The sequence below is a fragment of the Polaromonas sp. P3_B1 genome (assembly GCF_056402935.1).
The window spans coordinates 45,114-68,982 of the sequence record NZ_JBFUGK010000024.1; the positions used below are offsets into that span (position 1 = coordinate 45,114).

The window sequence follows — 23,869 nt, forward strand, 5'->3', positions numbered from 1 at the left end:
GTGTCCGTTTTTTCTTGGGTCGTCGGTATTCTAGAGAGCCGGGCCCGCCGCCAGCGCCGGGCCAAAGCGCACAGTCATTCTTTTCGCAGCGCGGACGCCACGGACTTGACCCTCTCGCGCAACCACTTCGCGGCATTCGAGGCATGGGTACGTTCATGCCAGAGCTGGTAATACATCATCCGCGGGAACGCCACCGGGCTGGGCAGTATGGCGACCGGCAGGATGGCGGCAAAACGTTCGCAATACTGGCGGCCCGTGGTCATCACCAGCAAGCTTGATGCCACCATGGACGGCATCAGGCCGAAATGCGGGCAGCGCACCGTGATGTTGCGCACCAGGCCCAGCGTGTCCAGGTGCTCGTCGATCACGCCCTTGGCGCCTGGGTGCAGCGCCGAGGGCGCGATGTGTTCGGCTTCCAGCCAGCTCGCGGTGTCCCAGCCGCGGCGCACGGCGGGGTGGTCTTTGGCCACCAGGCACACCACCTCGTCGCCGAAGAGCCGCGCCATGTGCAGGTCGTCGGGTGGCGCGGCCCAGTTGCCGATCACGATATCGGCCTGGCCCTGGGCCAGCTGCGCGCGGTAGTCGGAGTCGGCCGACAGCGGCTGGATCTCGATGCGGCAGCGCGGCGCCTGCGTTTTCACCTGCGCCACCAGCTGCGGCAGGAATAGCGGGTCCAGGTAATCGCTGGCCGCCAGGCGAAAGGTGACGTCGGCCGTGGCCGGGTCAAAGCCACGGGCGTCGCTGAACAACATGCCGGCCGCGCGCAGGATGCTGGCCGAGGGCTCAATCATGCGCAGGCCGGCATCGGTGGGCACCATGCCCGCGCCCGAGCGCACCAGGATGGGGTCGCCGGCCAGCACGCGCAGGCGCTTGAGCGCCGCGCTGACGGCGGGCTGGTACATCCCCAATCGGATGGCGGCGCGTGATACGCTGCGTTCAGTAAGCACGGTATTCAAGACCCTGATGAGATGGAGGTCTATCTTGTCGAAAAGCGCCTGGTCTTTCATACCTTTTCACCCATGCGCCTGATACGGGCTTTGATATGCCGGGCGCGGCGCGAATGTTTAACCTGAAGCATGGCTGTCCCACCTTTTTCCAGACCCATCCGCTTCATCAGGCGGGGCGAGGTTGTGTCCGTCAGCAATGTACCACCCAGCCGCACCCTGCTGGACTTGCTGCGCGAGGACCTGGCCTGCACCGGCACCAAGGAAGGCTGCGGCGAAGGTGACTGCGGCGCCTGCACCGTGGTGCTGGGCGAGGCGGCCGGCGGGCAGGTCCAGTACCGCACCATCAACAGCTGCATTCGGCTGGCGCATTCGGTGGACGGCATGGCCTTGTGGACCGTGGAGGACCTGGCGCAAGACGGCGCCTTGCATCCGGCCCAGCAAGCCATGGTCGATCAGCATGGTTCCCAATGCGGCTTCTGCACTCCTGGTTTTGTGATGAGCCTGTTCGGCATGTACCAAAACCACGTTTGCAAGGGTGAGCCCATCAGCCGGGAGCTCGCGCAGGAAGAACTCTCAGGCAATCTCTGCCGCTGCACCGGCTACCGGCCCATCCTGGATGCCGCGCAGGCCATGGCGGCGCTGCCGCCCGTGAAGGTGGATGAAAGCGCCCTGCTGCATCAGCTCAACTCCTTGCGCACCGAACCCGGCGTGACCGAATCGGCCTACCTGGCCCCGCGCACCCTGGCTGGCCTGCTGCAGGCCCGCGCTGAACAACCCGGCGCCCAGCTGGTCGCCGGCTGCACCGACGTCGGCCTCTGGGTCACCAAAATGCACATGGAATTCGGCCAGGTGATTGACGTCACCAAGGTGGAAGAGCTGCGGCGTGTTGAACACTACCCGCATCACATCGCCATAGGCGCGGCCGTGACACTGGCCGATGCCTATGCTGCGCTGGTGCAAGACCGCCCGCAGCTGCACAACTTCGCGACCCGCTTTGCCGGCCTGCCGGTGCGCAACTCGGGCACCCTGGGCGGCAATGTCGCCAATGGCTCGCCGATTGGCGACTCCATGCCGCTGCTGATTGCCTTGAATGCGAACGTGGTGCTCATGAGTGTGCGTGGGCATCGCGAGATGCCTATCGAGAAGCTTTACACCGGGTATCGAAAGAATGTGATGGCTGCGGATGAGGTGCTGGCCTGGGTGAAGGTGCCAAGGCCGGGTGGCCCTCACCCTAACCCTCTCCCAGGGGGAGAGGGGACTGAAGAGAAAACCGGTATTGCTCCCTCGCCCCTCTGGGGAGAGGGCTGGGGTGAGGGGCCGGAACGGCTACGGGTCTACAAAATCTCCAAGCGCTACGACGACGATATTTCCGCCGTCTGCCTGGCGATCAACCTGCAGATTGAAGACGGCAAAGTCATCGCCGCATCCATAGGCGCAGGCGGCGTGGCCGCGACACCGGTGCGCGCCGTGCAAACCGAAGCGGCACTGACAGGCCAGCCCTGGACCCAGGCCACCGTGCGCCAGGCCATGGCCACCCTGCGCGCCGAGTTCTCGCCCATCTCCGACATGCGGGCCTCGGCCGCCTACCGCAGCGAGGTGCTGGGCAATTTGCTGCAGCGCTACTGGCTCGAAAGCCAGGGCCTGCAGCAGATCAACCTGGCCTCCTTCCGGCTGGAGGAGGCCACATGAATGCCAAGGACATGTCCGTCAGCCGCGATGTAGTGGCCGACCCCGAGGTACGCACGGCCAATGCCCGCGCCGACAGCATGCCGCCCGCCGACCCGGCCCAAAAGCAGTCGCTGGCTCGCCAGCCCGCCGGCGCACGCGCGGCCGGCCGCTCCACGCCGCATGAAAGCGCGCGCGCGCAGGTGGCGGGCGCCGCCACCTATGTCGACGACATTCCCGAACTGCGCGGCACGCTGCATGCCGCACCCATCCTGTCGACCGTCGCGCATGGAAAGCTGCTGGGCGTTGACACGGCCGCAGCCCTGGCCATGCCCGGTGTGCGTGATGTGATCCTCGCGCGCGACATTCCCGGCGACCCTGTGCTGGGCAATTTTTCGCACGACGAACCGGTATTCGCGCAAGACACGGTGCAGCACATAGGCCAGGTCATAGGCGTGGTGGTGGCCGACACCGTGATGCAGGCGCGCCGCGCCGCGCGCAAGGTGGTGTGCAACATAGAACCCTTGCCGGCACTGCTCAAGGTGCAGGACGCGCTCAAGGCCCAAAGTTATGTGCTGCCGCCGGTGTTTGTGAAACGCGGCGACGCGGCCGCCGCGCTGCAAAAAGCCGCCCACAGGCTGCAGGGCATGCTGGAAGTCGGTGGCCAGGAACACTTTTACCTCGAGGGCCAGGTCGCCTACGTCGTGCCGCAGGAGCAGCAACAGTGGCTGGTCTATTCCAGCACCCAGCACCCCGGTGAGATCCAGCACTGGGTGTCGCACGCGCTGGGCATTGCCAACCATGCGGTGCGCGTGGAGTGCAGGCGCATGGGCGGCGGCTTTGGCGGCAAGGAAACCCAGTCGGGCCAGATGGCCGTCTGGGCCGCGATTGCCGCGCACAAGCTGCACAGCCCCGTCAAGCTGCGGCTGGACCGCGACGACGACTTCATGGTCACCGGCAAGCGTCACCCGTTTGCTTACGAGTACGACGTGGGCTTTGACGACACCGGCCGCCTCACCGGCCTCAAGCTCATGATGGCGGTCAACTGCGGCTTCAGCGCCGACCTCTCGGGCCCGGTGGCCGACCGCGCGGTCTTCCACGCCGACAACGCCTATTTCCTCGAGGACGTGGAGATCGCCTCTTACCGCTGCAAAACCAACACACAAAGCAACACCGCCTTCCGCGGTTTCGGCGGCCCGCAGGGCATGATCGTCATCGAAACCATCATGGGCGACATCGCTCGCACCCTGGGCCTGGACCCGCTGGACGTGCGCAGGCGCAACCTCTACAGCGATGAGCTGGCAAACCCCTCGTCCCTTCCACACGCGGAAAATAAAGCCACCGTTCGGGCTGAGCCTGTCGAAGCCCCTCGCCGAAACGTGACCCATTACCAGATGAAGGTCGAGGACAACATCCTCGAACCGCTGCTGGCCAAGCTGGAGCAGACCTCGCACTACCGGCAACGCCGCCGGGCCATCGCCGCCTGGAATGCCAAAAGCGAAGTCATCCAGCGCGGCATCGCCCTCACCCCCGTCAAGTTCGGCATCTCCTTCACCGCCACGCTGTTCAACCAGGCCGGCGCGCTGGTGCATGTCTACACAGACGGCAGCGTGCAGGTCAATCACGGCGGCACCGAAATGGGCCAGGGCCTGAACACCAAGGTCGCACAAATCGTGGCCGATGAACTCGGCGTGCCGCTGGCCCAGGTGCTGGCCACGGCCAGCGACACCAGCAAGGTCCCCAATGCCTCGGCCACCGCCGCCTCGGCCGGCACCGACCTCAATGCGCGCGCGGCGCAGTACGCGGCCCGCAATGTGCACGACAACCTCGCGCAGTTCGTCGCCGGCTTGGACCGCTGCGGCGCAGGCGCCGTGCAATTTGAAAACGGCGAGGTCGTCACACCGGCAGGCGCGCGGCCTTTTACCGAAGTCGTGAAACTGGCCTATGCCAACCGCATCCAGCTGTGGAGCGACGGCTTTTACCGCACCCCCAAAATCCACTACGACAAAACCACCCTCACCGGCCGGCCGTTCTATTACTTCGCCTACGGCGCGGCCTGCACTGAGGTCGCCATAGACACCTTGACCGGCGAAAGCCGCGTGCTCAAGGTCGACATCCTGCACGACGTGGGCACCAGCATCAACCCGGCGATCGACATAGGCCAGATCGAGGGCGGCTTTATCCAGGGCATGGGCTGGCTCACGACTGAACAGCTGGTGTGGAACGACAAAGGCCTCTTGACCACCCACGCACCCAGCACCTACAAAATCCCCGCGACCGGCGACGTGCCCGAACACTTCAACATAGCCCTGTGGCCTGAACCCAATCGCGAAGACAACGTCTTCGGCAGCAAGGCCGTGGGCGAGCCGCCGCTGATGCTGGCGATCAGCGTGTATGAGGCGATGCGCGATGCGATCGCCTCCGCGCGGCCGAGCCAAGTCGTCGTACTCGAAGCGCCGGCCACGCCAGAGCATGTGCTCGAGGCGCTAGGCAGGCCCTGAGCACCGCGGCATTCAAGCCGCGCGGTACATCCCCGAATCCCCACGCACCCCCAGCTTCTTCCTGAAAGCCTGGATGTCAAAGCCCTCGCTCGCGAGCCGCTTTTGCATGACGACCTGGGCGGCAGCCACCGCATCGGCGCTGGCCCACTCAACGACCGTCACCACATCGAACTCGCTGCTGTCGCCGGTCTGGGTCAGCACATGCTTTTGCAAGCAGCCCGGTTGCTCGCCCAGCATGCGCTGGACCTGGTGGATGCGCTCGACAAAAGCGGAGATGGACTGCGAAGGCACGACAAACTTGTCGACGCGGAACACGGAGGCGGAAGAGGAAGCGGGGCTGGATGAATCGCTGGACATGGAAACAACTCCTTTGAAATATGCGGGCCGGATTGGCTCGCAAAAGCAGGAGTCTGGAACCTCAAGTAAAGTTGAGGTCAAGCACTTTTTTGAAGGAAAGCCATGGGCACGGAACTGGAACAGGCCGGCATCTTCCCCACACTCTCGGTCGGCGACATGGCGCGCCGTAGCGGCGTGGCGGTTTCAACGCTGCACTTCTACGAAACCAAGGGGCTGATCAGCAGCACACGCACCGAAGGCAACCAGCGCCGCTATGCGCGCGAGATGCTGCGGCGCGTGGCTTTTGTGCGGGTGGCGCAGCGGGTGGGCATTGCGCTGGCCGACATCGAGGCGGCGCTCTCTACCCTGCCCGCCCGGGCCGCGCCCAGCCGCGCGGACTGGGCGCGCCTGTCGGCCGCCTGGCGCGCCGACCTGGACGAGCGCATGGCGCAGCTCAAGAAACTGCGCGACACGCTGGACGATTGCATAGGCTGCGGCTGCCTGTCGATTGACAAATGCCGGCTGCGCAACCCTTATGACAAGCTGGGTGAACAGGGTGCGGGGCCGCGGCGTTTGCTGGTTGCGCGTCGGGATGGCGCTTGAATTGATCCACAGACTTAACTCAATCTATCCGCAGATTTCGCAGATTTACGCAGATTGAAAACCAGATTTTTTGCTCAAGTCTTTAGGCCTATTCCCTTGCACTGACCACGCGGCCTTGCATAGGTTTTTTTGCCTGTTTGTCTTAATCTGCGTAAATCTGCGAAATCTGCGGATATGAATCTGCCCTCTTCCTCCTCCGAAAGAGAAGAGCCGCCCTAAGACACCGGCCGGAACAAATCCAGCAGCATCATCAACACCGCAAAGCCCATCACCACCACACCACCCCAACCGAACCAGGTGGTCTTCAAGCCCGAAGTGAACTTGCCCATGACGGCCTTGCGGCTCGCCAGCAGCATCAGGCCGGCCATGATGGGCACGGCCACCACGCCGTTGATCACCGCGCTCCAGTACAGCGCCTTCATCGGGTCTATGCTGGTGAAGTCCATGCCGGTGCCGACCACCGTGGCGATGACGATGATGGCGTAAAAGCGCTTGGCCTCGTACCAGTGGCGCTCCAGGCCTTCAGGCCAGCCGAAGGCTTCGGCCACCGCGTAGGCGGCCGACGAGGCCAGCACCGGCACGGCCAGCAGGCCGGTGGCGATGATGCCGCCGGCAAACAGCGCAAAGGCAAAATCGCCGGCCAGCGGCCGCAAGGCCTGTGCAGCCTGGGCGGCCGAAGTCACGTCGTGAATGCCGGCCGCATACAGCACCGCACCGCCCAGCACCATGATGAAGAAGGCGATGGCGTTGGAGAAAAACATGCCGATGTAGGTGTCGCGCTTGACGCGGCGCAGGTCGCGGCGCACTTCCTTTTCCGAGCCGTGGCCGCCGCCCTTCAGGCGCAGCTCTTCGACTTCCTGCGAGGCCTGCCAGAAAAACAGGTAGGGCGAGATGGTGGTGCCCAGCAGCGCGACGATCATCATCCAGTAGCCCGAGGTCCATTGCAGCTTGGGAATCACCAGGTCGTGCAGCACCTGGGCCCACTGCACCTGCACCAGGAACACGGCGATCACATAGGCGAACAGGAAAAGCGTGAGCCACTTGAGGATAGGCGCGAGCTTGCGGTAGGGCACAAACACCTGCAGCAGCACCGTGATGATGCCGAAAGCCACCGCATGGAAATGGTCGCCGCCGCCCACCGCGAGCTGCAGCGCCTCGCCCATGGCGGCGATGTCGGCCGCGATGTTGATGGTGTTGGCGACCACCAGCAAAAACACCATGGCCATCAGAAAGGCGCGCGGCGTGTGCTCGCGCAGGTTGGCCGCCACACCCTTGCCGGTGACGCGCCCTATGCGGGCGCTCACCAACTGGATGGCGATCATGAAGGGCAGCGACAAAAACACCGTCCAGAGCAGCCCGGTGCCGAACTGCGCCCCCGCCTGCGTGTAGGTGGCGATGCCGGATGGGTCGTCGTCGGCGGCGCCGGTGACAACGCCGGGGCCGACATGGCGCAGGAAGGAGGGGATGCGGTTCAACATGCGGGCGAGGCTAACACGGCTTCATGAGGCGAAACTTAATTCGTACAAAACCTCGGGCGCGCGCCCATGCCCGCCGCATCGAATGCAAAAAAGCTACAAAATTCATAGCAGCCGGCGCACTCCCGGTTTTGCGGGCTGGCCTGCGAGGAGCCAAAGGCGTAGGATGGGCGCTCCGCACGCAGCCACCGCCGGCCTCGGCCCAAGGGCCAAAAAAGGCTGTCGCCAGGCGCAAGCTTCCCTTCAATACACATAGCGGAGGAATAATTCATGACCGTTTCCCCCCGGAACAGCGGGCAGGCCGCACAGACAGAAGGGGCCGCATGATGGACAGCGCCGTCGTCAGCCTGCTGGGCGCCTTCCTGCTGTCCATCATCGGCCTGTTTGTGTTTATCTGGTCGCTGCGCAAAGGGCTGCTGGTGGAAAACCCGACCGCCGCCTCGGTGATCTTCGCGCACGGCGAGGTCGGCCAGGTGGACGACCCGGCCCTGCAGGGCGCCGCCCAGGCGTCCATGCAGCAGGCGGTCAAGGAAGGCGGCATACAGACGCACGCGGCCGATGCGGCCGAGCTGCTGGACCGCATCAGCTCCGACCGCTCCACCGCCTTCCCGGTGTTCATGTTCATCACCTTTGCCTGCATGTGGCTGGTGGTGGGCTCGGCGGCGGGCTTGATCTCGTCCATCAAGCTGCATGAGCCCGACTGGCTCACCGACTATGCCTGGCTGACCTTCGGCCGCATCCGCACGGTGCACCTGACCGGCGTGCTCTACGGCTGGATCACCAATGCCGCGCTGGGAATGATCGTCTGGCTGCTGCCGCGCCTGCTGCGCACCCGGCTGTACGGCGCGATCTGGGTCATGCTGGGCGGCGCGCTCATCAACATGGGCATCGCCGGCGGCATAGGCGCCATCGCGACCGGCTGGAACGACGGCATGGAGTACCTGGAGATTCCGTGGCAGATCGCGATCTTCATGTTCGCCGGCTTTGCCCTGGTCATCCTGCCGGTGCTCTACACCCTGGTCAACCGCAAGGTGTCACACCTGTACGTCAGCGTCTGGTACATGACGGCGGCGCTGCTGTGGATCGCCCTGCTCTTCCTGGTCGGCAAGATGCCCGGCGTGCACACCGGCGTGCAGCAGGCCACCACCAACTGGTGGTACGGCCACAACGTGCTGGGCCTGTGGTTCACGCCGGTCAGCGTGGGCGCCATCTATTACTTCCTGCCCAAGGTCATTGGCCGGCCGATACGCTCCTACAACCTCTCGCTGCTCGGCTTCTGGACGCTGGCGTTTTTCTACGGGCAGGTCGGCGGCCACCACCTCATAGGCGGCCCGGTGCCGGGCTGGCTGGTCACGCTGTCCATCGTGCAGAGCGTCATGATGGTGATCCCGGTGATCGCCTTCAGCATCAATATGGGCGCCACCCTGCGGGGGCGCATGCACCTGGCGCGCTATTCGCCCACGCTGCGCTTCATGATGTTCGGCGGGCTGATGTATCTGGCGTCCTCGCTGCAGGGCTCGCTGGAGGCGCTGCGCAGCGTCAACCAGATCACCCACTTCACCCATTTCACCGTGGCTCATGCGCACCTGGGCGCCTATGCCTTCGTCACCATGGTGCTGTTCGGCGCCATCTATTTCATGATGCCCCGGGTGCTGAACTGGGAGTGGCCCTACCCCAAATTGATCACCCTGCATTTCTGGCTGGCGGCCGTGGGGGCGATGATTTATTTTGTCGGGCTCACCATAGGCGGCTGGCTCCAGGGTGTGGCCATGCTGGATGCCGCGCGGCCCTTCATGGCCTCGGTGGAGGTCACCCTGCCCTACCTCCAGTGGCGATCCGTCGGGGGCAGCCTGATGGTGCTCAGCCACCTGGTGTTCGTCGGCCATTTCCTGGCCATGGCGCTGCGCTTCGGGCCGGGCCGCGCGGGCGCCGCCCTGTTCTGGCCCAACGATCCGCACAGCCCGGAACTGGGGACCTCACATGGAAAATGAAATCAAGCTGGCATCGGGCGCCATGGTCGCCCTGGGCATCGCCACGGCGGCCCTGGTGGTCATGCCATATATGCAGGTGCGCGACATCAAGCCGCCGGCCGAACTCAAGGGCTACACCAGCGCCCAGTTGCGCGGGCGCGAGGTCTATATCGCCAACGGCTGCGTGTACTGCCACAGCCAGCAGCCGCGTGATCGCAATTTCGGCCCCGACGCGGAGCGCGGCTGGGGCCGGGCCTCGGTGCCCGGCGATTATTTCTACGACAAGCCCCACCTGCTGGGCAGCATGCGCACCGGGCCCGACCTGTTCAACATCGGTGCGCGCCAGCCGAGCAAGGACTGGCACCTGGGCCACCTCTACCAGCCGCGCGCCTATGTGCCCGGCTCCATCATGCCGTCCTACCCCTACCTGTTCGTGGTGAAGGACGCAAAGGACGCCGAGAGCGAAGGCGAGCAGCCGCTGGCCCTGCCGCCCCCCTACGGGCCCAACGTGGGCCAGGTGGTGGTGCCCACGCCCCAGGCGCTGGACCTGGTCAAGTACCTGCAGGGCCTGAACCACACCTACCCGGTGCTGCCCCCCGCCCCCAAGCCCTGAGCCACACAAGGTGACCCCATGTTGAACGACAACACATCCGAGAGCCGGGCACAGGAGCGCGAACAGGCCGAGCCCTCCGAAAAGGGACAGCCCATCCCGCTGCTCTTCCTGGCCGGGGCGGCGGCCTTGGTGCTGTGGGGCGCGGGTTACATCGCGCTGTCCGGCTCCTTCGGCCGTGCCGACCTGGGCGACAGGCGCACGCTGGCCGACCTGTCGGGCCCGGCCCCGGGCGTAAACACAGCCGCCAATGGCAAACAGCTGTTCACCGCCAACTGCGTGGCCTGCCACCAGGCCACCGGCAAGGGATTGCCGGGCGTGTTCCCGCCACTGGACGGCTCTGAATGGGTGGCCGATGAGGAGCGCATCGTGGCCAATATCCTGCTGCACGGCATCACGGGCGAGATCACCGTCATGGGCAACAGCTTCAAGGGCGCCATGCCGGCCTTCGCACAACTGAGCGATGTCGAGCTGGCGGCAGTGGCGACTTACATCCGCGGTGAATGGTCGAACAAGGCGGGCGCCATCAAGCCCGAACTGTTCGAAGCCGAACGCAAGGCCGGCACACGCACCGCGCCCTTTAACGGCGGCGCCGAACTCAAGGCGCTGGCGGGCAAAGCCTCCTGAGCCTCAGCCCGAGCTGTCGATGTTTCGCACCGCCCTGCTGAGCGCCATGCTGGCCCTGGCGGGCTATGCCGCCGCCGCATGGCTGACGCACGGCTTCCAGGTCTGGACCGCCGAGGGCGCACGCCGGCTTGAAGTCGCCTTGCAACCGGTGCCCAGCCCGGCGGTCAGCATCGACGGACCCGGCATCGCTCCGCAGGCGCTGTCGCAATACCTGGCGGACGGGCAGTCGGTCACCCTGGTGGATTTTGTCTACACACGTTGCCAGACCGTCTGCCTCGCCATGGGCAGCAGTTTCCAGCAAATGCAGCAGGTGCTGCAGGAGCGCGGCGGCAAGGTGAAGCTGCTGTCGATCAGCTTTGACGGCAGCCCTGACACACCCAATGTGTTGCAGGCCTACGCGTCGCGATTGAGCGCCGACCCCGCGCTGTGGCGCTTTGTGCGTGTGCCTGATCCGCAGGACACCCAACGCCTGCTGGCGGATTTCCAGGTGGTGGTGGTGCCGGATGGCCGCGGCGATTTTGAGCACAACGCGGCGCTGCTGGTCGTCGACCAGCAAGGCCGGCTTGTCCGCATCTTTGATTACGCGGAGCAGCAGCTAGCGCTCGACTATGCGCAGCACCTGGCGAACACGGCCGCGCCATCGCCATGAAGGCCATGAAGATGCCGGCTGTTCCTTCGCGTGGCGCGCTGGCCTGCATCGCCGGAGTCTTGCTGTGCCTGCTGGCCTGGCCCGGTGTGCGCCACGGCCTGGAGGCCAGCATGACGCGCCACATGCTGGTGCAATACCCTTTGCTGATGGTGGCCGGCTACCTGCTCGCCGCGGCATTGCCGGGCCGCTGGCATGCGCGCCTCAACCTGTGGAATGCCCACGGCATCAGCGGCCTGTTCGCCGTCGCACTGATGCTCGCGATCCTGATGATTCCCCGCGTGCTGGACCTGGCGCTGGTGGACGGCCGCATCGAAATCCTCAAATGCCTGGCCCTGCTGGCCTGCGGCGCCGCGATCCGCCTGTCGTGGCGGCCGGCGGGCCTGCTGGTGCAGGGATTCTTTCTGGGCAATGTGCTGCCCATGATGGCGGTCGTGGGCAATCTTTATGAAAGCTCGCCGATGCGCGTCTGCAACGCCTACCTGCTGGACGACCAGGCACGGCTGGGGCAGATGCTGGTGTGGATGGCGGCTGCGATTGCCGCGGCGTGGTTTGCCTGGCTGGTGCGCGCTTTGATGCAAAGAGACGCTGCGATCGCGGCACCGGACAATGGGGTGACAAAACCCGTAGCGCGCTGACATCTCGCGCGCCACGGGTTCGTTCTCATCCATCAGGCCGCAATCGAAATCACGACGCCGCTCTCCCGCACTTCGCAGGAGAACTTCACAGGCAGAAAGGCCTCAATCGTGCGGGCGTTGGTGCGGGTGTGCTCGGTCAGCTCCGTCGCCCAGTAGCGGCCCATTCTTCCCTGCATCGCCGCCAGTGCCATCGGGATCATCAGTTGGTCCGCCAGGTGCGGCCCCACCGGAGCGCTGTGCGCCTGGTAGTCCCGCACTTCCTGCAGCAGCCGGCGCGCCACCTGTTCGGCGCTGACGGTTTTTTCGCCATAGGCCGCGAACACCTCGGTGATGTGTTCATAACGCAGCACGGCCAGCAGCGCATTGCCCGGCCCCTCGTTGTTGCGCAGCCCGCGGTTGCGCAGGCTACCTTCATCCCAGCCCAGCCCTTGCTGCAGCACAGCCAGTTCGCGCTCGGCCACGCCTTTGGGCAGTCCGGCATGAAGGCATTCGGCATAGGCTTCCAGCAGTACGCCGCGCTGCATGATGTCGATGGCGGAAAAACCTTGGGCAGGCGGCTGCACACGCACGCGCGCCTCTCCGCCACCGGCAGGGTAAAACCCGTGCCGGCGCAGTTCAATCTCAAACAGCGCCTCGCCCTTGCCGGCGAAATACGGCGCCAGCAGGGTCAGGAAAGAAATGGAAGGCGCCATCGGGTTGTGCGTCCCGCCGCTGAGCAGCAGCGTGGAGGCCTCCTTGGCCTGCAGCAGCGGCCACAGCACGGTCTGCAGCACCAGCATGCAGCTGCCGGCCGAGCCCACCGCGAATTCATAGTCGCCCGCGCGCACCTTGCCCGGCGTGAACAGCAGCGTGGTTTCGCCGATCTGCACGGGCTGGCCGTTGGCATTGACAGCGGAAGTCTCGCCCACGCCACCGCCTACCGCCACAGCCGCATTCACACAGGCCAGGTGTTGGCGCATCAGGCCGGGCTTGGGCCGTTTGGCGCGGATGTTGTCCATGTGAAAGGGCTTGCCCGTCACCAGGCTCAGCGCCAGCGCCGTGCGCAGAATCTGCCCGCCGCCTTCGCCTTGCGAGCCATCGAGTTCAATCATTGTTTTTCTTCTTTCCTGTTTCTTGTTTTTTTAAATACCGGGGCCAGGGCGTCCTCCTCCTTCGAAGGCCCGTCCTACCCTTTCACACAAACCACCTGCTTGAGCGTGTAAACCACCTCCACCAGGTCGCTTTGCGCCAGCATCACGGCGTCGATGTCCTTGTAGGCCATGGGGATCTCGTCGATCACGTCGGCATCCTTGCGGCATTCCACGCCTTCGGTCGCCTTGACCTGGTCGTCCACCGTGAACAGCTTTTTGGCCTGGGTGCGGCTCATGGTGCGGCCGGCGCCGTGGCTGCAGCTCATGAAGCTGTCGGGGTTGCCCTTGCCGCGCACGATAAAACTCTTGGCGCCCATGCTGCCGGGAATGATCCCCAGCTCTCCCGCCTTGGCGCTCACGGCGCCCTTGCGGGTCACAAACACCTCTTGCCCAAAGTGCGTTTCCTTCTGCACATAGTTGTGGTGGCAGTTCACCGCCTCCAGGTGCGTCTCGAAAGGCTTGCTGATCACCTTGCGCAGCGCGCCGATGGCAGCCTGCATCATCACCTCGCGGTTCAGGCGCGCGAACTTCTGCGCCCAGCCCACGCCGCGCACATAGTCGCCGAAGTACTGCGAACCTTCTTCGAGGTAAGCCAGGTCTTTGTCCGGCAGGTTGCGCTGGTGCAGCTCGGCATCCTTCTTCGCAAGCTCAATGAAGTGCGTACCGATGGCATTGCCCACCCCGCGCGAGCCACTGTGCAGCATGATCCACACCCCGCCGCTTTCATCGAGGCAAACCTCGACAAAGTGGTTGCCGCCGCCCAGGGTTCCCATGTGGCGGTGGTTGTTGGTGTTTTTCAGGCGCGGGTAGTCCAGGCATAGCGCCTCGAATTCATCGACCAGCTGGCCCCAGGCCGCATCGGCCGCGCTGGGCGGATTCGTCCAGGCGCCGACTTCGCGCACCGAGCCGTTACGGCGGTAGGCCTTGGGCGCGGAGCCGTGCGGCACGGCTTTTTCGATTTCCGTACGAAGGGGCCCCAGATTGTCGGGCAGGTCTTCGGCGCGCAGCGTGGTCTTGCAGGCCATCATGCCGCAGCCGATGTCCACACCGACCGCGGCCGGGATGATGGCCTTGAAGGTCGGGATCACGCTGCCGATGGTCGCGCCCAGGCCGTAGTGCACGTCAGGCATCACGGCCACATGCTTGAACACAATCGGCAGGCGCGCGGAGTTCTCCAGCTGCTTGAGAGCCTGGGCTTCCACGGGAACGCCCTTGGTCCACATCTTCACCGGCACGCCGCCGGTGACTTCGTGTTGTTGGTAGTTCATCTTCTTATCCTAATAAGTTATCAAGTCAAATACGGTTTCCGCCATGTCTTGCGGGGTTATCCGGCTTCCGTAGTAGCAAGTCGGGGTCTGGTCGAGGTTGTTCATCTCGAGCTTCAGGATCCGGCGAGCGAAGGTCTGGCGATGGCTGTAGTCGGTCAGCCAGGTTTTCATCACTTCCTGAAATTCAGGGCGATCCTCCGCGAATGCATTCCTGATGCACTGGTTTTGCCAAAACTCGTAGAACCCGGCGTTCACGTAATGCAGGGTCGCCGGAGTGGATTCGTTTCTCAGCCAATAGTCCAACAAGGGCTGCAAATCGATACCGCCAATGGCAAACATCAAAAGGAACTCAAAGGCCGCATCACCACCATAACCCCCTCCTGACTGCCAGGGATGCTGACGCAAGCAGTCAGCAAAGTGAGCCAGCGCAAAGGCCTCAATGGCCTTGTGTTCCTCCGCCGAGAAAACACCATCCTCGCAATTTCCCAGTCGGTCCAGAGACAGTTCCGTCGAGTGATGCACATCGGCGCCATTGGCCAGCAGCTCCAGCATGCGCGGCAACAGATATTTGAGTTCATCCGCGGGTTGCGGCCAGTCTTTGGCAGCGCAGTTGTACTCATAGAAGTGCTTGGCGCTGATCTGGCGCAAAGGCACTCGCCGCATTTCTTTCTCCAGCGCTTCGTCCATGCAGCATGCCAAACACACATTGAGGTAATGTTGTGGTGCCCGGTAACCGTTGAAGACCGTGTACAGACGTTCAACCGCCTGCTTCAAGGCCGGCGAGAGTTCTCGCTTCACAGTGTTTTCCATTTTTATTCTCGTTTTCTGGTGGACGCGGCGGGATTCGAACCCGCATCAATACGGCGACCACGGTGTTTGAAGCCAGTGGCCCAGCTGACGGTTGGAAACGCGCGCCAGTGGCAGACCCGTCATCGGAGCCAGCACCTGCATCCTCAACCTTGCCCGTCAACCGGCTTTCCCGCCGCACCCGGTGTTACCCGGCCTGCCGGCAATCAACATTTTTGGCAGTGGCGCTCCCTTCTGTGCCAGCGCGCCCTTTTTCTTTAACAGCACTCAACGCAGCTTCACCAGCCCGTTGAGCACCTGGTCCAGACCTCCGAACACGGAGATCTTGTCGATACGCTCGGCCACGCGTTCCAGCGTCTCCAGCTCCTTCATGCGCAGGACAATCGGGTTGTCCTCCATGACCTTGGCCGTGTTGAGCAGCGAACGCGTGGCCGCGGTTTCCTCGCGGCGGCGGATCGCATTGGCCTGGGCCGATTTCTCGGCTTCCACCACCTGCGCCAGGATGGCCTTCATCTCGCCGGGCAGGATGATGTCTTTCACACCCAGGCTTTCCAGCTTCATGCCGGCGCCCGCCAGGCGTTCACGGGCATAGCCGGCAATGATGTCGTCCAACGCGGCCTTGTTCTCCAGCAGCTCGTCGAGCGTGCGGGTTCCCACGGCCGCGCGCAGCCCCAGCTGCAACTCGCGGTAGATCTGCTCCGAGGGCTTGCCCCACTGGGCGAAGGCCTTGAGCACATCCTCGTAACGCCAGGCGGCCGTCAGGTTCAGGCGCAGGCTCACCTTGTCGCGCGTGAGGATTTCCTGTCCGCTGACTTCAAGCGCCTGGGAACGCAGGTCAATGCATTCGACATCCACCTTGCGGCCGTAGCGCCAGAAACCATAGGCCCCGGCATCCAGCAGCCCGGCCACCTTGCCGTCCAGCGTCAGCACACCGGCATGGAAGTCCGGCACCTGCACCAGCAGCACGCCGTCCAGTCCTTTCACCGGGCGCTGGCGCAGCTGGGTCTGGCCCAGCGTAGCCACCAGGCCGGCCGGCAGCTTTTCGCTGTCCGCCAGGCTCTGGCCGATATCGACCACGTCGATGCGAATGTCGTTCAGGCCTTTCCAGTAGAGCTTGCGGGTGGCCGGTGCCAGCACTTCCACCAGCGAGCCGTTCTCGTAACGCAGGCCTGCCTGCGAATCCGACAGCGCGGCCTGGACAAATTCCAGGGCCACCACTTCAGGCTCCTTGGCCATGAAGTAGTCGGCCAGGCTGTGCGTGAAAGCCGCCTGTTCCATCGCGAAAGTCTCCACGCGGATATGGTCGGCGCCGCCGTACACCCAGTGTTTGCCGGGCTGCAGCACGCGCTCGAAGTCGCCGTTGCGCAGCAACAGGCCGCGCTCGTTTTTCTTGACCTTGTATTGTTTCAATCCAAACATTTTTCTTTCCCCTTATTCTTCTTTTTCACGTAACAAACCTATAGTCCGCATCGGCAACAGCCGCGGACTCAGGGTGCAGGCACTTTCGGGTGAAGGGCTTGGGCGTGGGATCTTTCGATGCCACGACCGGGCGTCTTCGCCGTCCGGTGTCGCAGTACCTTCGCACTGGCAACTGTTGCCGGTGGGTTCTGGCCCGCAAGCTGCCGCGGCTTCCCGCTGCAAGCTGCATCCACTTTTCCCACTCGCGGCACGTTTGACTTCCAATAAAGCTGATTTTTTACGTCAGCGTTCGGCGGGAATCGAACCCGCGACAGCCGTATTCAAAACACGGTGCTCTAACCATCTGAGCTACAGAACAATGGCATCAGGAGTCGAACCTGACGGGGCGGCTCCTCTACCCGAGCCGCCCCTTGACCTCATGCCTTGGCGCCAGCGCATCGGTTGCYGCGACATACAGGACGCCCAGGACAACCTGTGCCTCCTGCACCAGCGGGGCCCGGTTTCCCGGAAACCCCTGCTTGTGAGCGAACAACTTTCTCATCTGACATCTTCTTTATTGCAGGCGCCGTGCCAGCTTTGCCAAAAGCATTTGGGCAACCAGGAAGATCTTTGATTTGATTGACTATTTCTCCAAATCAATGTGCAGAACAGCCGAATTCAGCGATGCGTATTTCCTACTTTTCTAGCTTTAAAGCTAGTACATTAGAAATATGAAGAAAAAAGTGGTGATGGGTTTCCTGGGCACGCAGCTTGATTCAGGCCTGGGTTCGGGGCGCTGGGAAAAGTGGCGACCCACGGTGTCGATTGCTCAACATGAAGACCTTGTCGTCGACCGGCTGGAGCTGATGCATGACGCGCGCAACAAGCCCCTGGCCGAGCGGGTCCGCGACGACGTGGTCCAGCTCTCGCCCGGCACCGAGGTCCGCCTGGTTGAAATGAATTTGGCCAACCCCTGGGATTTCGGCGAGGTCTACGGCGCGCTGTATGACCGGATGAGCGCCTATCCCTTTGACACCGAGCGCGAGGAGTACTGGGCCCATATCACCACCGGCACCCATGTCGCGCAGATCTGCCTGTTTTTGCTGGTGGAGGCGCGCTTTATCCCCGGCGTGCTGTTGCAGACGGCGCCGCCCCGGGGCCGGCAAGGCCATGGCACGGGCAGCTACGAGCTGATCGACCTGGACCTGTCGCGCTATGACGCGATCAATGCGCGGCTCGCCGTCGCGCAGCAGGATGCGGTCTCTTTCCTCAAAAGCGGTATTGCCACGCGCAACCCGCGCTTCAACAGCATGATCGAGGAAATCGAGCGCATCGCCGTCCAGAGCAAGGCGCCCATCCTGTTGACCGGCCCCACGGGCGCGGGCAAGTCCATGCTGGCGCGGCGCATTTTCGAACTCAAAAAATCACGCCACCAGGTCGACGGCGGGTTTGTCGATGTGAACTGCGCGACCCTGCACGGCGACGGCGCGGCCTCGACCCTGTTCGGCCACAAGAAGGGCTCCTTCACCGGTGCAGCCAGCGACCGCCCCGGCCTGCTGCGCACGGCCGACAAGGGCGTGCTGTTTCTCGATGAAATCGGCGAGCTGGGCCTGGACGAGCAGGCCATGCTGCTCAAGGCCGTTGAGGAAAAACGCTTCCTGCCCGTGGGCGCCGACAAAGAGGTTGAAAGCAGCTTCCAGCTGATAGTCGGCACCAACAAGGACTTGCGCGCGGAAGTCGCGCGCGGGCGTTTCCGCGAAGACCTTTTCGCGCGCATCAACCTGTGGACCTACACCTTGCCCGGCCTGGGCCAGCGCCGGGAAGACATCGAACCCAATATGGACCACCAGCTCATGCTGGCCTCGGAAGACCTGGGCCGCAAAACCCGCATGACTACCGAGGCCCGCCGCGCCTACCTGCGATTCGCGCAGTCGGTCGAGGCGATCTGGACAGGTAATTTCCGCGACCTGAGCGCCTCCATCACGCGCCTGGCAACACTGGGCGACAACGGCCGCATAGGGCTGGCCCTGGTGGAGGCGGAGATTGCGCGCTTGCGCTGGCAGTGGCAGGCCACGGAAGCGGAAGCCGGCAGCAGCGACGTATCTCTCGCTGCCTTGATGGGCAGCGCCGCGGATTCTCTCGATTATTTTGACCAGCTGCAGCTGCAAGCCGTGATTGAGGTATGCCGCAAAAGCGCCTCCCTCAGCGACGCCGGGCGGGCGCTTTTTAATGTCTCACGCGGCCAGCGCAGCGTAGTGAACGACGCGGACCGGCTGCGCAAGTATTTGATGAAGTTCGGTTTGACCTGGGAAAAGCTGTCGGCCTGAATGTCGGCCTGAAGCCCCGGCAAACGCGGGGCCAGCTACTCGCTCATGACCACCAGTATCCGCGCATCGGCACGGCCCAGCGAGGTATAGATGTGGCCGACGCCGCTGTTGAAGTAGGCCGACTCATGGCGCCCGACTTCAACGATTTCACCGGTTTCAAACTCGATGCGCACCCGGCCTGAAAGCACCGTGACAAACTCCTGCCCGGGATGGCGGATGAAGTCGGGGAACTGTTCCCGCTGGCGCGCCATGACGCGGCCCAGCACGGGCGTCATGCGCTTGCCCGCAAACCCGTTGGCCAGCGCGCGGTAGTCGTAGTGGCCCGAGCTGTAAGTGGCCTCCCCGTCTGCCTCAGACCACACCACAACGGGCGCCGCGCCCCCCGCAGGCGCCGCACCGCGCGCGTCTATCAGTTGCCCCACATCGAGCGACAACGCCCGGGCCACGGCGGCCAGCTTTTCATAGCTGACCGAAATCTGGCCCAGTTCCATCTTGGACAGCGTGGACAGTGCCACGCCGGAATGGCCGGACAGGTCCTTGAGCGTCAGCCGCCGGGCCTTGCGGTGCCCGCGCAGGCTCAGGCCGAGTTGCACGCGGTCGGCCTCCGGGGCGGCAGCGGGGGCGCGGGCGGGGCGGGCATGGCGTGCGGACATGGTGTTTTCCCTTTGTTGAGGCCGAATCGGGGCCAAATCAGGTAAATCGGCTGGACAGGCACGATTCTCGCATGTGAGAATTCTCAAATGCGAGAATTTGACATCCTGATCGTCGGCGCCGGCATTGCGGGCGCTTCCCTGGCCTGGCGCCTGGCCGGCCAGCGCAGCGTCGCGCTGCTCGAGCGCGAGTCCCAGCCGGGCTACCACTCCACGGGCCGCTCGGCCGCCATGTTCATGGAAACCTACGGGCCGCCCATGGTGCGGGCGCTCACGCGCGCCAGCCGCGCCTTTTACGAGCAGCCGCCCGAGGGCTTCGCCCCTGATTTGATGCAGCCGCGCGGCGTGCTTTACCTGGCTACGCACGGGCAGGAGCAGGAACTGGTGAACACCCGCAAGGAGCTGATGACGAACTGTCCCGGGCTGCTCACGCTGGATGCCGGCACCACACTGGCCCATGTGCCCTGCCTGCGGCCCGAACTGGTGCACGGTGCGCTGTATGACGCCGGCGCGCAGGACATGGACGTGCACGCCCTGCACCAGGGTTTTCTGCGCGGCTTTCGCCAGAAGGCCGGGGCGGACGGCGAACTGCGCAACAGCGCCGGCGTGACGCGTGCCTCACATGACGGCCGCTGCTGGACCGTGGAGCTCAGCGACGGCCAGACCCTGCGCGCCCGCACCGTGGTGAATGCCGCGGGGGCCTGGGCCGATGAACTGGCCGCCGTGTTCGGCGTGCAGCCCATAGGCCTGGTTCCGCACCGGCGCAGCGCCTTTACCTTCAAGGCGCCCGAGGGCGTGGACGCTGCGCACTGGCCGGCCGTGGTGGGCGTCGATGAAAGTTATTACTTCAAGCCCGACGCGGGCCAGCTGCTGGGCTCGCCCGCCAATGCGGACCCGACGGTGCCGCACGATGTGGTGCCCGAGGAACTGGACATCGCCATGGGCATACACCAGATTGAAAACGTCACGACCCTGACCATACGCCGGCCCGCCAGCACCTGGGCCGGCCTGCGCTCCTTTGTGCCCGACGGTGAGATGGTGATAGGCCATGACGACACCAGCCCCGGCTTTTTCTGGCTCGCGGCGCAGGGCGGCTACGGCATCCAGAGCGCGGCCGGTGCCAGCGCGCTGGCCGATGCGCTGCTGCGCGAGGCCGCGCTGCCCGAGGAACTGTTGCGGCAGGGCGTGGATGCGCGCGCGCTTTCACCCAGCCGTCTGCGATAAAGCGCAAGCACCTGAACCGATTCCCCGCCCCCGATCAACCGAAAACCTTAAAGAGGCCTACCATGCAACCCATGTCATTCAATGCACTGCGCCGCGCACTGATCGCCGGCGGCATCCTCTTCTGCGGACTGGCTGCCGTGGGCGGGCCCGCCCAGGCTGCCGACTTTCCGGAGCGGCCCATCACGCTGGTCGCGCCCTTCCCGGCCGGCGGCGCGGCTGACGTGCTGGCGCGCATCCTGGGCAAGGCCCTGGGCGACCAGTTGGGCCAGCCCGTGGTGATCGAAAACAAGCCGGGTGCCGGCACCGCCATAGGCGCGGCCGCGGTGGCCGCCGCCAAGCCCGACGGCTACACGCTGCTGGTGAGCTCGAACTCCACCTTCACGCTGAACCCTGCCCTGCAGCCCAAGCTGTCCTACGACCCGGCCAAGGGTTTTGAGCCGATAGGCATGGTGGGCTCGGTGGCGCTGGCGATGCTGGTGAACCCCTCGGTCACGGCCACCGACGTGCACCAGTTTGTGGCGGCGGCCAAAGCCAACCCGGACAAATACCTTTACGGCAGCTTCGGCAACGGCACCAGTTCCAATTTCGCCGGCGCGATGTTCAACACGGCCACGGGCCTGAAGATGACGCATGTGCCCTACAAGGGCTCCGGCCCGCTGATGACCGACCTGATGGGCGGGCAGATTCCGGTGTCTTTCGACACCGTAGTCGCGGCATCGCAGCAGCTCAAGTCGGGCAAGGTCCGTGTGCTGGCCGTGGCCATGAACAAACGCTCGGCCCTGCTGCCGAATGTGCCGACCATGGCCGAAGCCGGCTACCCCGCTGTCGACATGAATGCCTGGCTGGCCGTGGTGGGGCCCAAGGGCTTGCCGGCACCCGTCAAGGCGCGACTCGAAAAAGCGCTGGCCACGGTGATGGCCAACCCTGAAATCATCGAGAAGCTCAAGGGCGCCGGCTTTGAGCCGGGCTACGCCCCGATTCCCGACTGGCCAGGCATGGTCACGGCCGAGATCGCGCGCATGAAAACGCTGGCCGAACGCTCCCAGATCAAAACTGATTAACAAGATATTTGATATGCCCTCCATGCTTGCAGACATCTCCGCCGTTGAACTTCGCCGCCTGATCGCCAGCCGCCAGGTGTCGCCGGTGGAGTTGATGGACGCCTGCATCAGCCGCATCGAAAACCTCAACCCGGCCATCAACGCGATCTGCGCGACCGACTTCACGCGGGCGCGTGAAGCGGCGCGCGAGGCCGAGGCGCAGGTGATGCGCGGCGGGCCGCTGGGGCCGCTGCACGGGCTGCCGCTGGGCGTGAAGGACCTGCAGGACACCGCGGGCCTGCTGACCACCTACGGCAACGTGGGGCTGCGCGGCAATGTACCGGCCAAGGACAACGCACTCGTGGCCAAGCTGCGCGCGGCCGGCGCCATTGTCACGGCCAAAACCAATGTGCCCGACATGGGCGCCGGCGCCAACACCCGCAACCCGGTCTGGGGCGCGACGGGCAACCCCTTCAACCCCGCGCTCAATGCGGGCGGCTCCTCGGGCGGCTCGGCCGCTGCGCTGGCGGCCGGCATGCTGCCGATCTGCACCGGCTCGGACACCGGCGGTTCGCTGCGCATACCGGCTTCGCTGTGCGGCGTGGTCGGCCTGCGGCCCTCGCCAGGGCTGGTGGCCAATGACGCGCGGCCGCTGGGCTGGTCGGTTATTTCAGTGCTGGGCCCCATGGGGCGCAATGTGGCCGACACGGCGCTGCTGATGTCCGCCAGTGTGGGGGCCGATGCGCGCGACCCGCTGTCCTACCCGGTGGATGCCTCGGCCTTCTGGCCTCTCAAATCAGTGGACCTGTCCACGCTGCGCGTAGGCACGACGGAAGATTTCGGTGTCTGCATCGTGGATCCGGAAATACGCCGCGTGTTCCGCCAGCGCGTGGAAGCCGTGCGGCCGCTGGTGGCGAGCTGCGAACCGGTGGACCTGCAACTGGACGACGCCGACCGCGCCTTTGACACGCTGCGCGCCGAGAGTTTTGTCGCGGCCTTTGCCGACACCTACCGCAAAGCCCCCGAAACCCTGGGCCCGAATGTGCGCGACAACATGGAAATCGCCGCGGCCATCACGCTGGCCGACCGCGCCTGGGCGCACCTGGAGCAGACGCGCATCTCGCGCCGCTTCGCAAAAGCCTTCGAGCAGTACGACCTCATCCTCGCGCCAGTCACGCCGGTGACGCCCTTCCCCTGGACGGAGCTCTTCGCCGGCCATATCGACGGCCAGGCCATGCGCAACTACTACCACTGGCTGGGCCTGACCTATGTGGTGACGCTGGCCACCAACCCGGCACTGGCCCTGCCCTGCGGCAAGGACGAGCACGGCATGCCCTTCGGCCTGCAGGTGATTGGGCGCTTGCACGGCGACGCGCAATTGCTGGCCGCAAGCCAGGCGCTGGAGCAGGTGTTTGCGGGCAGCGAGAACCTGCGCCGGCCTGTGCCCGATCTCAAAGCCTTGCAGACAGCCCGGCCTGAGCTCAAGTCCATCGTGACGCATCCGCCGGAACTGGCGGGCGTGCAGGGTGCAGGCGGCCTGACGGCGGTCTGACGCCGCTCAAACGGCGCGGTTCAGGTCCACGTCCAGGCCCGCCCGCTTCATCTCGCGCGCCAGCAGCAACTGCCACAAGCCCGAATCGTCGACCGTGATGCTGGTCGCGCCTTTGAGGACATCCGGCAGGGTGTCGTTTTCAGACAGCAGGCAGGCAATGCGGCCGCGGCCCAGCGCGGCCAGCATGAAGCCTATGGCCAGCATGGCCGCAGGCGAATCGGGTTTGTTGCCGGGAAGGAGCAGCAAGAACCCCACATGGCGCAGCCCCTCAAGCTGGTCGATGGAGACCGCGTCGAGTATGGATGCCTGCAGGCCCAGCCGCTCCACGAACTCGCACGCATCGCCCACGGCATCGCCGCCCAGGCCCAGGATGGMGACGCTACCACCAGGCCCGGCTTGCGGCGTGGTGGCGGAAGAGGAAGAAGAATCAGTCGATGACATAGGCATCCTCTTTG

The 23,869-nt window shown here is 64.7% G+C and carries 21 protein-coding genes and 1 tRNA gene; 12 read left to right on the plus strand and 10 right to left on the minus strand.

Going from position 1 to position 23,869, the window contains the following annotated elements; all coding sequences use genetic code 11:
• Positions 1-74: 74 nt before the first annotated feature.
• Complete coding sequence (locus tag AC1DXS_RS15085) at positions 75-1,007, minus strand: LysR family transcriptional regulator (RefSeq protein ID WP_477738296.1); 933 nt, start codon at positions 1,005-1,007, stop codon at positions 75-77.
• 69 nt (positions 1,008-1,076) lie between these two features.
• Here AC1DXS_RS15085 and AC1DXS_RS15090 point away from each other — a divergent pair, with 69 nt between their 5' ends.
• On the plus strand, positions 1,077-2,636 hold the full coding sequence (locus tag AC1DXS_RS15090) for a xanthine dehydrogenase small subunit (RefSeq protein ID WP_477738297.1): 1,560 nt from the start codon (positions 1,077-1,079) through the stop codon (positions 2,634-2,636).
• Positions 2,633-5,113 (plus strand): xanthine dehydrogenase molybdopterin binding subunit, encoded by a 2,481-nt coding sequence (xdhB, locus tag AC1DXS_RS15095; RefSeq protein WP_477738298.1) that lies wholly within the window; start codon positions 2,633-2,635, stop codon positions 5,111-5,113. Before AC1DXS_RS15090 ends, xdhB begins: the two co-directional genes overlap by 4 nt.
• Before the next feature lie 12 nt (positions 5,114-5,125).
• Here the strand turns inward: xdhB and AC1DXS_RS15100 are convergent, their stop codons facing one another.
• Positions 5,126-5,470, minus strand: a complete 345-nt coding sequence (locus AC1DXS_RS15100) for an antibiotic biosynthesis monooxygenase (RefSeq protein WP_477738299.1) — start codon at positions 5,468-5,470, stop codon at positions 5,126-5,128.
• A gap of 102 nt (positions 5,471-5,572) precedes the next feature.
• Here AC1DXS_RS15100 and soxR point away from each other — a divergent pair, with 102 nt between their 5' ends.
• Complete coding sequence (gene soxR, locus AC1DXS_RS15105; RefSeq protein WP_477738300.1) at positions 5,573-6,052, plus strand: redox-sensitive transcriptional activator SoxR; 480 nt, start codon at positions 5,573-5,575, stop codon at positions 6,050-6,052.
• 215 nt (positions 6,053-6,267) lie between these two features.
• Here soxR and AC1DXS_RS15110 read toward each other — a convergent pair whose 3' ends face one another.
• Positions 6,268-7,530 carry an Nramp family divalent metal transporter gene (locus tag AC1DXS_RS15110; protein ID WP_477738301.1) on the minus strand — a complete coding sequence of 421 codons (1,263 nt, stop codon included), beginning with the start codon at positions 7,528-7,530 and terminating at the stop codon, positions 6,268-6,270.
• A 323-nt stretch (positions 7,531-7,853) separates the two neighbouring features.
• On the opposite strand from AC1DXS_RS15110, the gene AC1DXS_RS15115 reads away from it, so the two are divergent.
• Genes AC1DXS_RS15115 through AC1DXS_RS15135 form a run of 5 tightly spaced genes read left to right on the plus strand, consistent with a single transcriptional unit; the run spans position 7,854 to position 12,018 of the window.
• A complete protein-coding gene (locus AC1DXS_RS15115; protein ID WP_477738329.1) occupies positions 7,854-9,518 on the plus strand; it encodes a cbb3-type cytochrome c oxidase subunit I in 1,665 nt (554 codons plus the stop codon).
• Positions 9,508-10,110: a cbb3-type cytochrome c oxidase subunit II gene (locus tag AC1DXS_RS15120; protein ID WP_477738302.1), complete on the plus strand. Its 603-nt coding sequence runs from the start codon at positions 9,508-9,510 to the stop codon at positions 10,108-10,110. The genes AC1DXS_RS15115 and AC1DXS_RS15120 overlap by 11 nt, the downstream gene beginning before the upstream one ends.
• An 18-nt stretch (positions 10,111-10,128) precedes the next feature.
• Positions 10,129-10,734, plus strand: coding sequence for a c-type cytochrome (locus AC1DXS_RS15125; protein ID WP_477738303.1), 606 nt, complete (start codon positions 10,129-10,131; stop codon positions 10,732-10,734).
• 19 nt (positions 10,735-10,753) lie between these two features.
• Positions 10,754-11,383: an SCO family protein gene (locus AC1DXS_RS15130; protein WP_477738304.1), complete on the plus strand. Its 630-nt coding sequence runs from the start codon at positions 10,754-10,756 to the stop codon at positions 11,381-11,383.
• On the plus strand, positions 11,380-12,018 hold the full coding sequence (locus AC1DXS_RS15135; protein WP_477738305.1) for a hypothetical protein: 639 nt from the start codon (positions 11,380-11,382) through the stop codon (positions 12,016-12,018). The genes AC1DXS_RS15130 and AC1DXS_RS15135 overlap by 4 nt, the downstream gene beginning before the upstream one ends.
• A gap of 32 nt (positions 12,019-12,050) precedes the next feature.
• On the opposite strand, the gene rtcA is transcribed toward AC1DXS_RS15135, so the two are convergent.
• From rtcA to AC1DXS_RS15160, 5 genes are all read right to left on the minus strand, one after another.
• On the minus strand, positions 12,051-13,109 hold the full coding sequence (rtcA, locus tag AC1DXS_RS15140) for an RNA 3'-terminal phosphate cyclase (protein WP_477738306.1): 1,059 nt from the start codon (positions 13,107-13,109) through the stop codon (positions 12,051-12,053).
• 74 nt (positions 13,110-13,183) lie between these two features.
• Positions 13,184-14,416 carry an RtcB family protein gene (locus AC1DXS_RS15145; protein WP_477738307.1) on the minus strand — a complete coding sequence of 411 codons (1,233 nt, stop codon included), beginning with the start codon at positions 14,414-14,416 and terminating at the stop codon, positions 13,184-13,186.
• A 9-nt stretch (positions 14,417-14,425) separates the two neighbouring features.
• Positions 14,426-15,226 (minus strand): hypothetical protein, encoded by an 801-nt coding sequence (locus AC1DXS_RS15150; RefSeq protein ID WP_477738308.1) that lies wholly within the window; start codon positions 15,224-15,226, stop codon positions 14,426-14,428.
• 264 nt (positions 15,227-15,490) lie between these two features.
• Positions 15,491-16,642: a slipin family protein gene (locus tag AC1DXS_RS15155; protein ID WP_477738309.1), complete on the minus strand. Its 1,152-nt coding sequence runs from the start codon at positions 16,640-16,642 to the stop codon at positions 15,491-15,493.
• A 284-nt stretch (positions 16,643-16,926) separates the two neighbouring features.
• Positions 16,927-16,999: transfer RNA gene (locus AC1DXS_RS15160), tRNA-Gln, on the minus strand.
• A 353-nt stretch (positions 17,000-17,352) separates the two neighbouring features.
• On the opposite strand from AC1DXS_RS15160, the gene rtcR reads away from it, so the two are divergent.
• Positions 17,353-18,948, plus strand: coding sequence for an RNA repair transcriptional activator RtcR (rtcR, locus tag AC1DXS_RS15165; RefSeq protein ID WP_477738310.1), 1,596 nt, complete (start codon positions 17,353-17,355; stop codon positions 18,946-18,948).
• 35 nt (positions 18,949-18,983) lie between these two features.
• Here the strand turns inward: rtcR and AC1DXS_RS15170 are convergent, their stop codons facing one another.
• A complete protein-coding gene (locus AC1DXS_RS15170) occupies positions 18,984-19,601 on the minus strand; it encodes a helix-turn-helix domain-containing protein (protein WP_477738311.1) in 618 nt (205 codons plus the stop codon).
• Between the two features lie 87 nt (positions 19,602-19,688).
• On the opposite strand from AC1DXS_RS15170, the gene AC1DXS_RS15175 reads away from it, so the two are divergent.
• The 3 genes from AC1DXS_RS15175 to AC1DXS_RS15185 all read left to right on the plus strand — a co-directional run bounded on the left by AC1DXS_RS15175 (position 19,689) and on the right by AC1DXS_RS15185 (position 23,414).
• Complete coding sequence (locus AC1DXS_RS15175; protein ID WP_477738312.1) at positions 19,689-20,822, plus strand: NAD(P)/FAD-dependent oxidoreductase; 1,134 nt, start codon at positions 19,689-19,691, stop codon at positions 20,820-20,822.
• A gap of 62 nt (positions 20,823-20,884) precedes the next feature.
• On the plus strand, positions 20,885-21,883 hold the full coding sequence (locus AC1DXS_RS15180; protein ID WP_477738313.1) for a Bug family tripartite tricarboxylate transporter substrate binding protein: 999 nt from the start codon (positions 20,885-20,887) through the stop codon (positions 21,881-21,883).
• A 13-nt stretch (positions 21,884-21,896) separates the two neighbouring features.
• Entirely contained in the window at positions 21,897-23,414 is a 1,518-nt protein-coding gene (locus tag AC1DXS_RS15185; RefSeq protein WP_477738314.1) for an amidase, read from the plus strand.
• A gap of 6 nt (positions 23,415-23,420) precedes the next feature.
• On the opposite strand, the gene AC1DXS_RS15190 is transcribed toward AC1DXS_RS15185, so the two are convergent.
• Positions 23,421-23,855, minus strand: a complete 435-nt coding sequence (locus AC1DXS_RS15190; RefSeq protein ID WP_477738315.1) for a hypothetical protein — start codon at positions 23,853-23,855, stop codon at positions 23,421-23,423.
• Between the last annotated feature and the right edge of the window lie 14 nt (positions 23,856-23,869).

Excerpts from the sequence above, each read along its gene's own strand:
- AC1DXS_RS15110 (WP_477738301.1), bottom strand. The coding sequence starts at position 7,530 with ATGTTGAACCGCATCCCCTCCTTCCTGCGCCATGTCGGCCCCGGCGTT.
- AC1DXS_RS15135 (WP_477738305.1), top strand. The coding sequence starts at position 11,380 with ATGAAGGCCATGAAGATGCCGGCTGTTCCTTCGCGTGGCGCGCTGGCC.
- AC1DXS_RS15125 (WP_477738303.1), top strand. The coding sequence starts at position 10,129 with ATGTTGAACGACAACACATCCGAGAGCCGGGCACAGGAGCGCGAACAG.
- rtcR (WP_477738310.1), top strand. The coding sequence starts at position 17,353 with ATGAAGAAAAAAGTGGTGATGGGTTTCCTGGGCACGCAGCTTGATTCA.
- AC1DXS_RS15115 (WP_477738329.1), top strand. The coding sequence starts at position 7,854 with ATGGACAGCGCCGTCGTCAGCCTGCTGGGCGCCTTCCTGCTGTCCATC.
- AC1DXS_RS15150 (WP_477738308.1), bottom strand. The coding sequence starts at position 15,226 with ATGGAAAACACTGTGAAGCGAGAACTCTCGCCGGCCTTGAAGCAGGCG.
- rtcA (WP_477738306.1), bottom strand. The coding sequence starts at position 13,109 with ATGATTGAACTCGATGGCTCGCAAGGCGAAGGCGGCGGGCAGATTCTG.
- AC1DXS_RS15155 (WP_477738309.1), bottom strand. The coding sequence starts at position 16,642 with ATGTTTGGATTGAAACAATACAAGGTCAAGAAAAACGAGCGCGGCCTG.
- AC1DXS_RS15120 (WP_477738302.1), top strand. The coding sequence starts at position 9,508 with ATGGAAAATGAAATCAAGCTGGCATCGGGCGCCATGGTCGCCCTGGGC.
- AC1DXS_RS15085 (WP_477738296.1), bottom strand. The coding sequence starts at position 1,007 with ATGAAAGACCAGGCGCTTTTCGACAAGATAGACCTCCATCTCATCAGG.
- AC1DXS_RS15145 (WP_477738307.1), bottom strand. The coding sequence starts at position 14,416 with ATGAACTACCAACAACACGAAGTCACCGGCGGCGTGCCGGTGAAGATG.
- AC1DXS_RS15090 (WP_477738297.1), top strand. The coding sequence starts at position 1,077 with ATGGCTGTCCCACCTTTTTCCAGACCCATCCGCTTCATCAGGCGGGGC.
- xdhB (WP_477738298.1), top strand. The coding sequence starts at position 2,633 with ATGAATGCCAAGGACATGTCCGTCAGCCGCGATGTAGTGGCCGACCCC.
- AC1DXS_RS15185 (WP_477738314.1), top strand. The coding sequence starts at position 21,897 with ATGCCCTCCATGCTTGCAGACATCTCCGCCGTTGAACTTCGCCGCCTG.
- AC1DXS_RS15100 (WP_477738299.1), bottom strand. The coding sequence starts at position 5,470 with ATGTCCAGCGATTCATCCAGCCCCGCTTCCTCTTCCGCCTCCGTGTTC.
- AC1DXS_RS15130 (WP_477738304.1), top strand. The coding sequence starts at position 10,754 with ATGTTTCGCACCGCCCTGCTGAGCGCCATGCTGGCCCTGGCGGGCTAT.
- AC1DXS_RS15180 (WP_477738313.1), top strand. The coding sequence starts at position 20,885 with ATGCAACCCATGTCATTCAATGCACTGCGCCGCGCACTGATCGCCGGC.
- AC1DXS_RS15175 (WP_477738312.1), top strand. The coding sequence starts at position 19,689 with ATGCGAGAATTTGACATCCTGATCGTCGGCGCCGGCATTGCGGGCGCT.
- AC1DXS_RS15170 (WP_477738311.1), bottom strand. The coding sequence starts at position 19,601 with ATGTCCGCACGCCATGCCCGCCCCGCCCGCGCCCCCGCTGCCGCCCCG.
- soxR (WP_477738300.1), top strand. The coding sequence starts at position 5,573 with ATGGGCACGGAACTGGAACAGGCCGGCATCTTCCCCACACTCTCGGTC.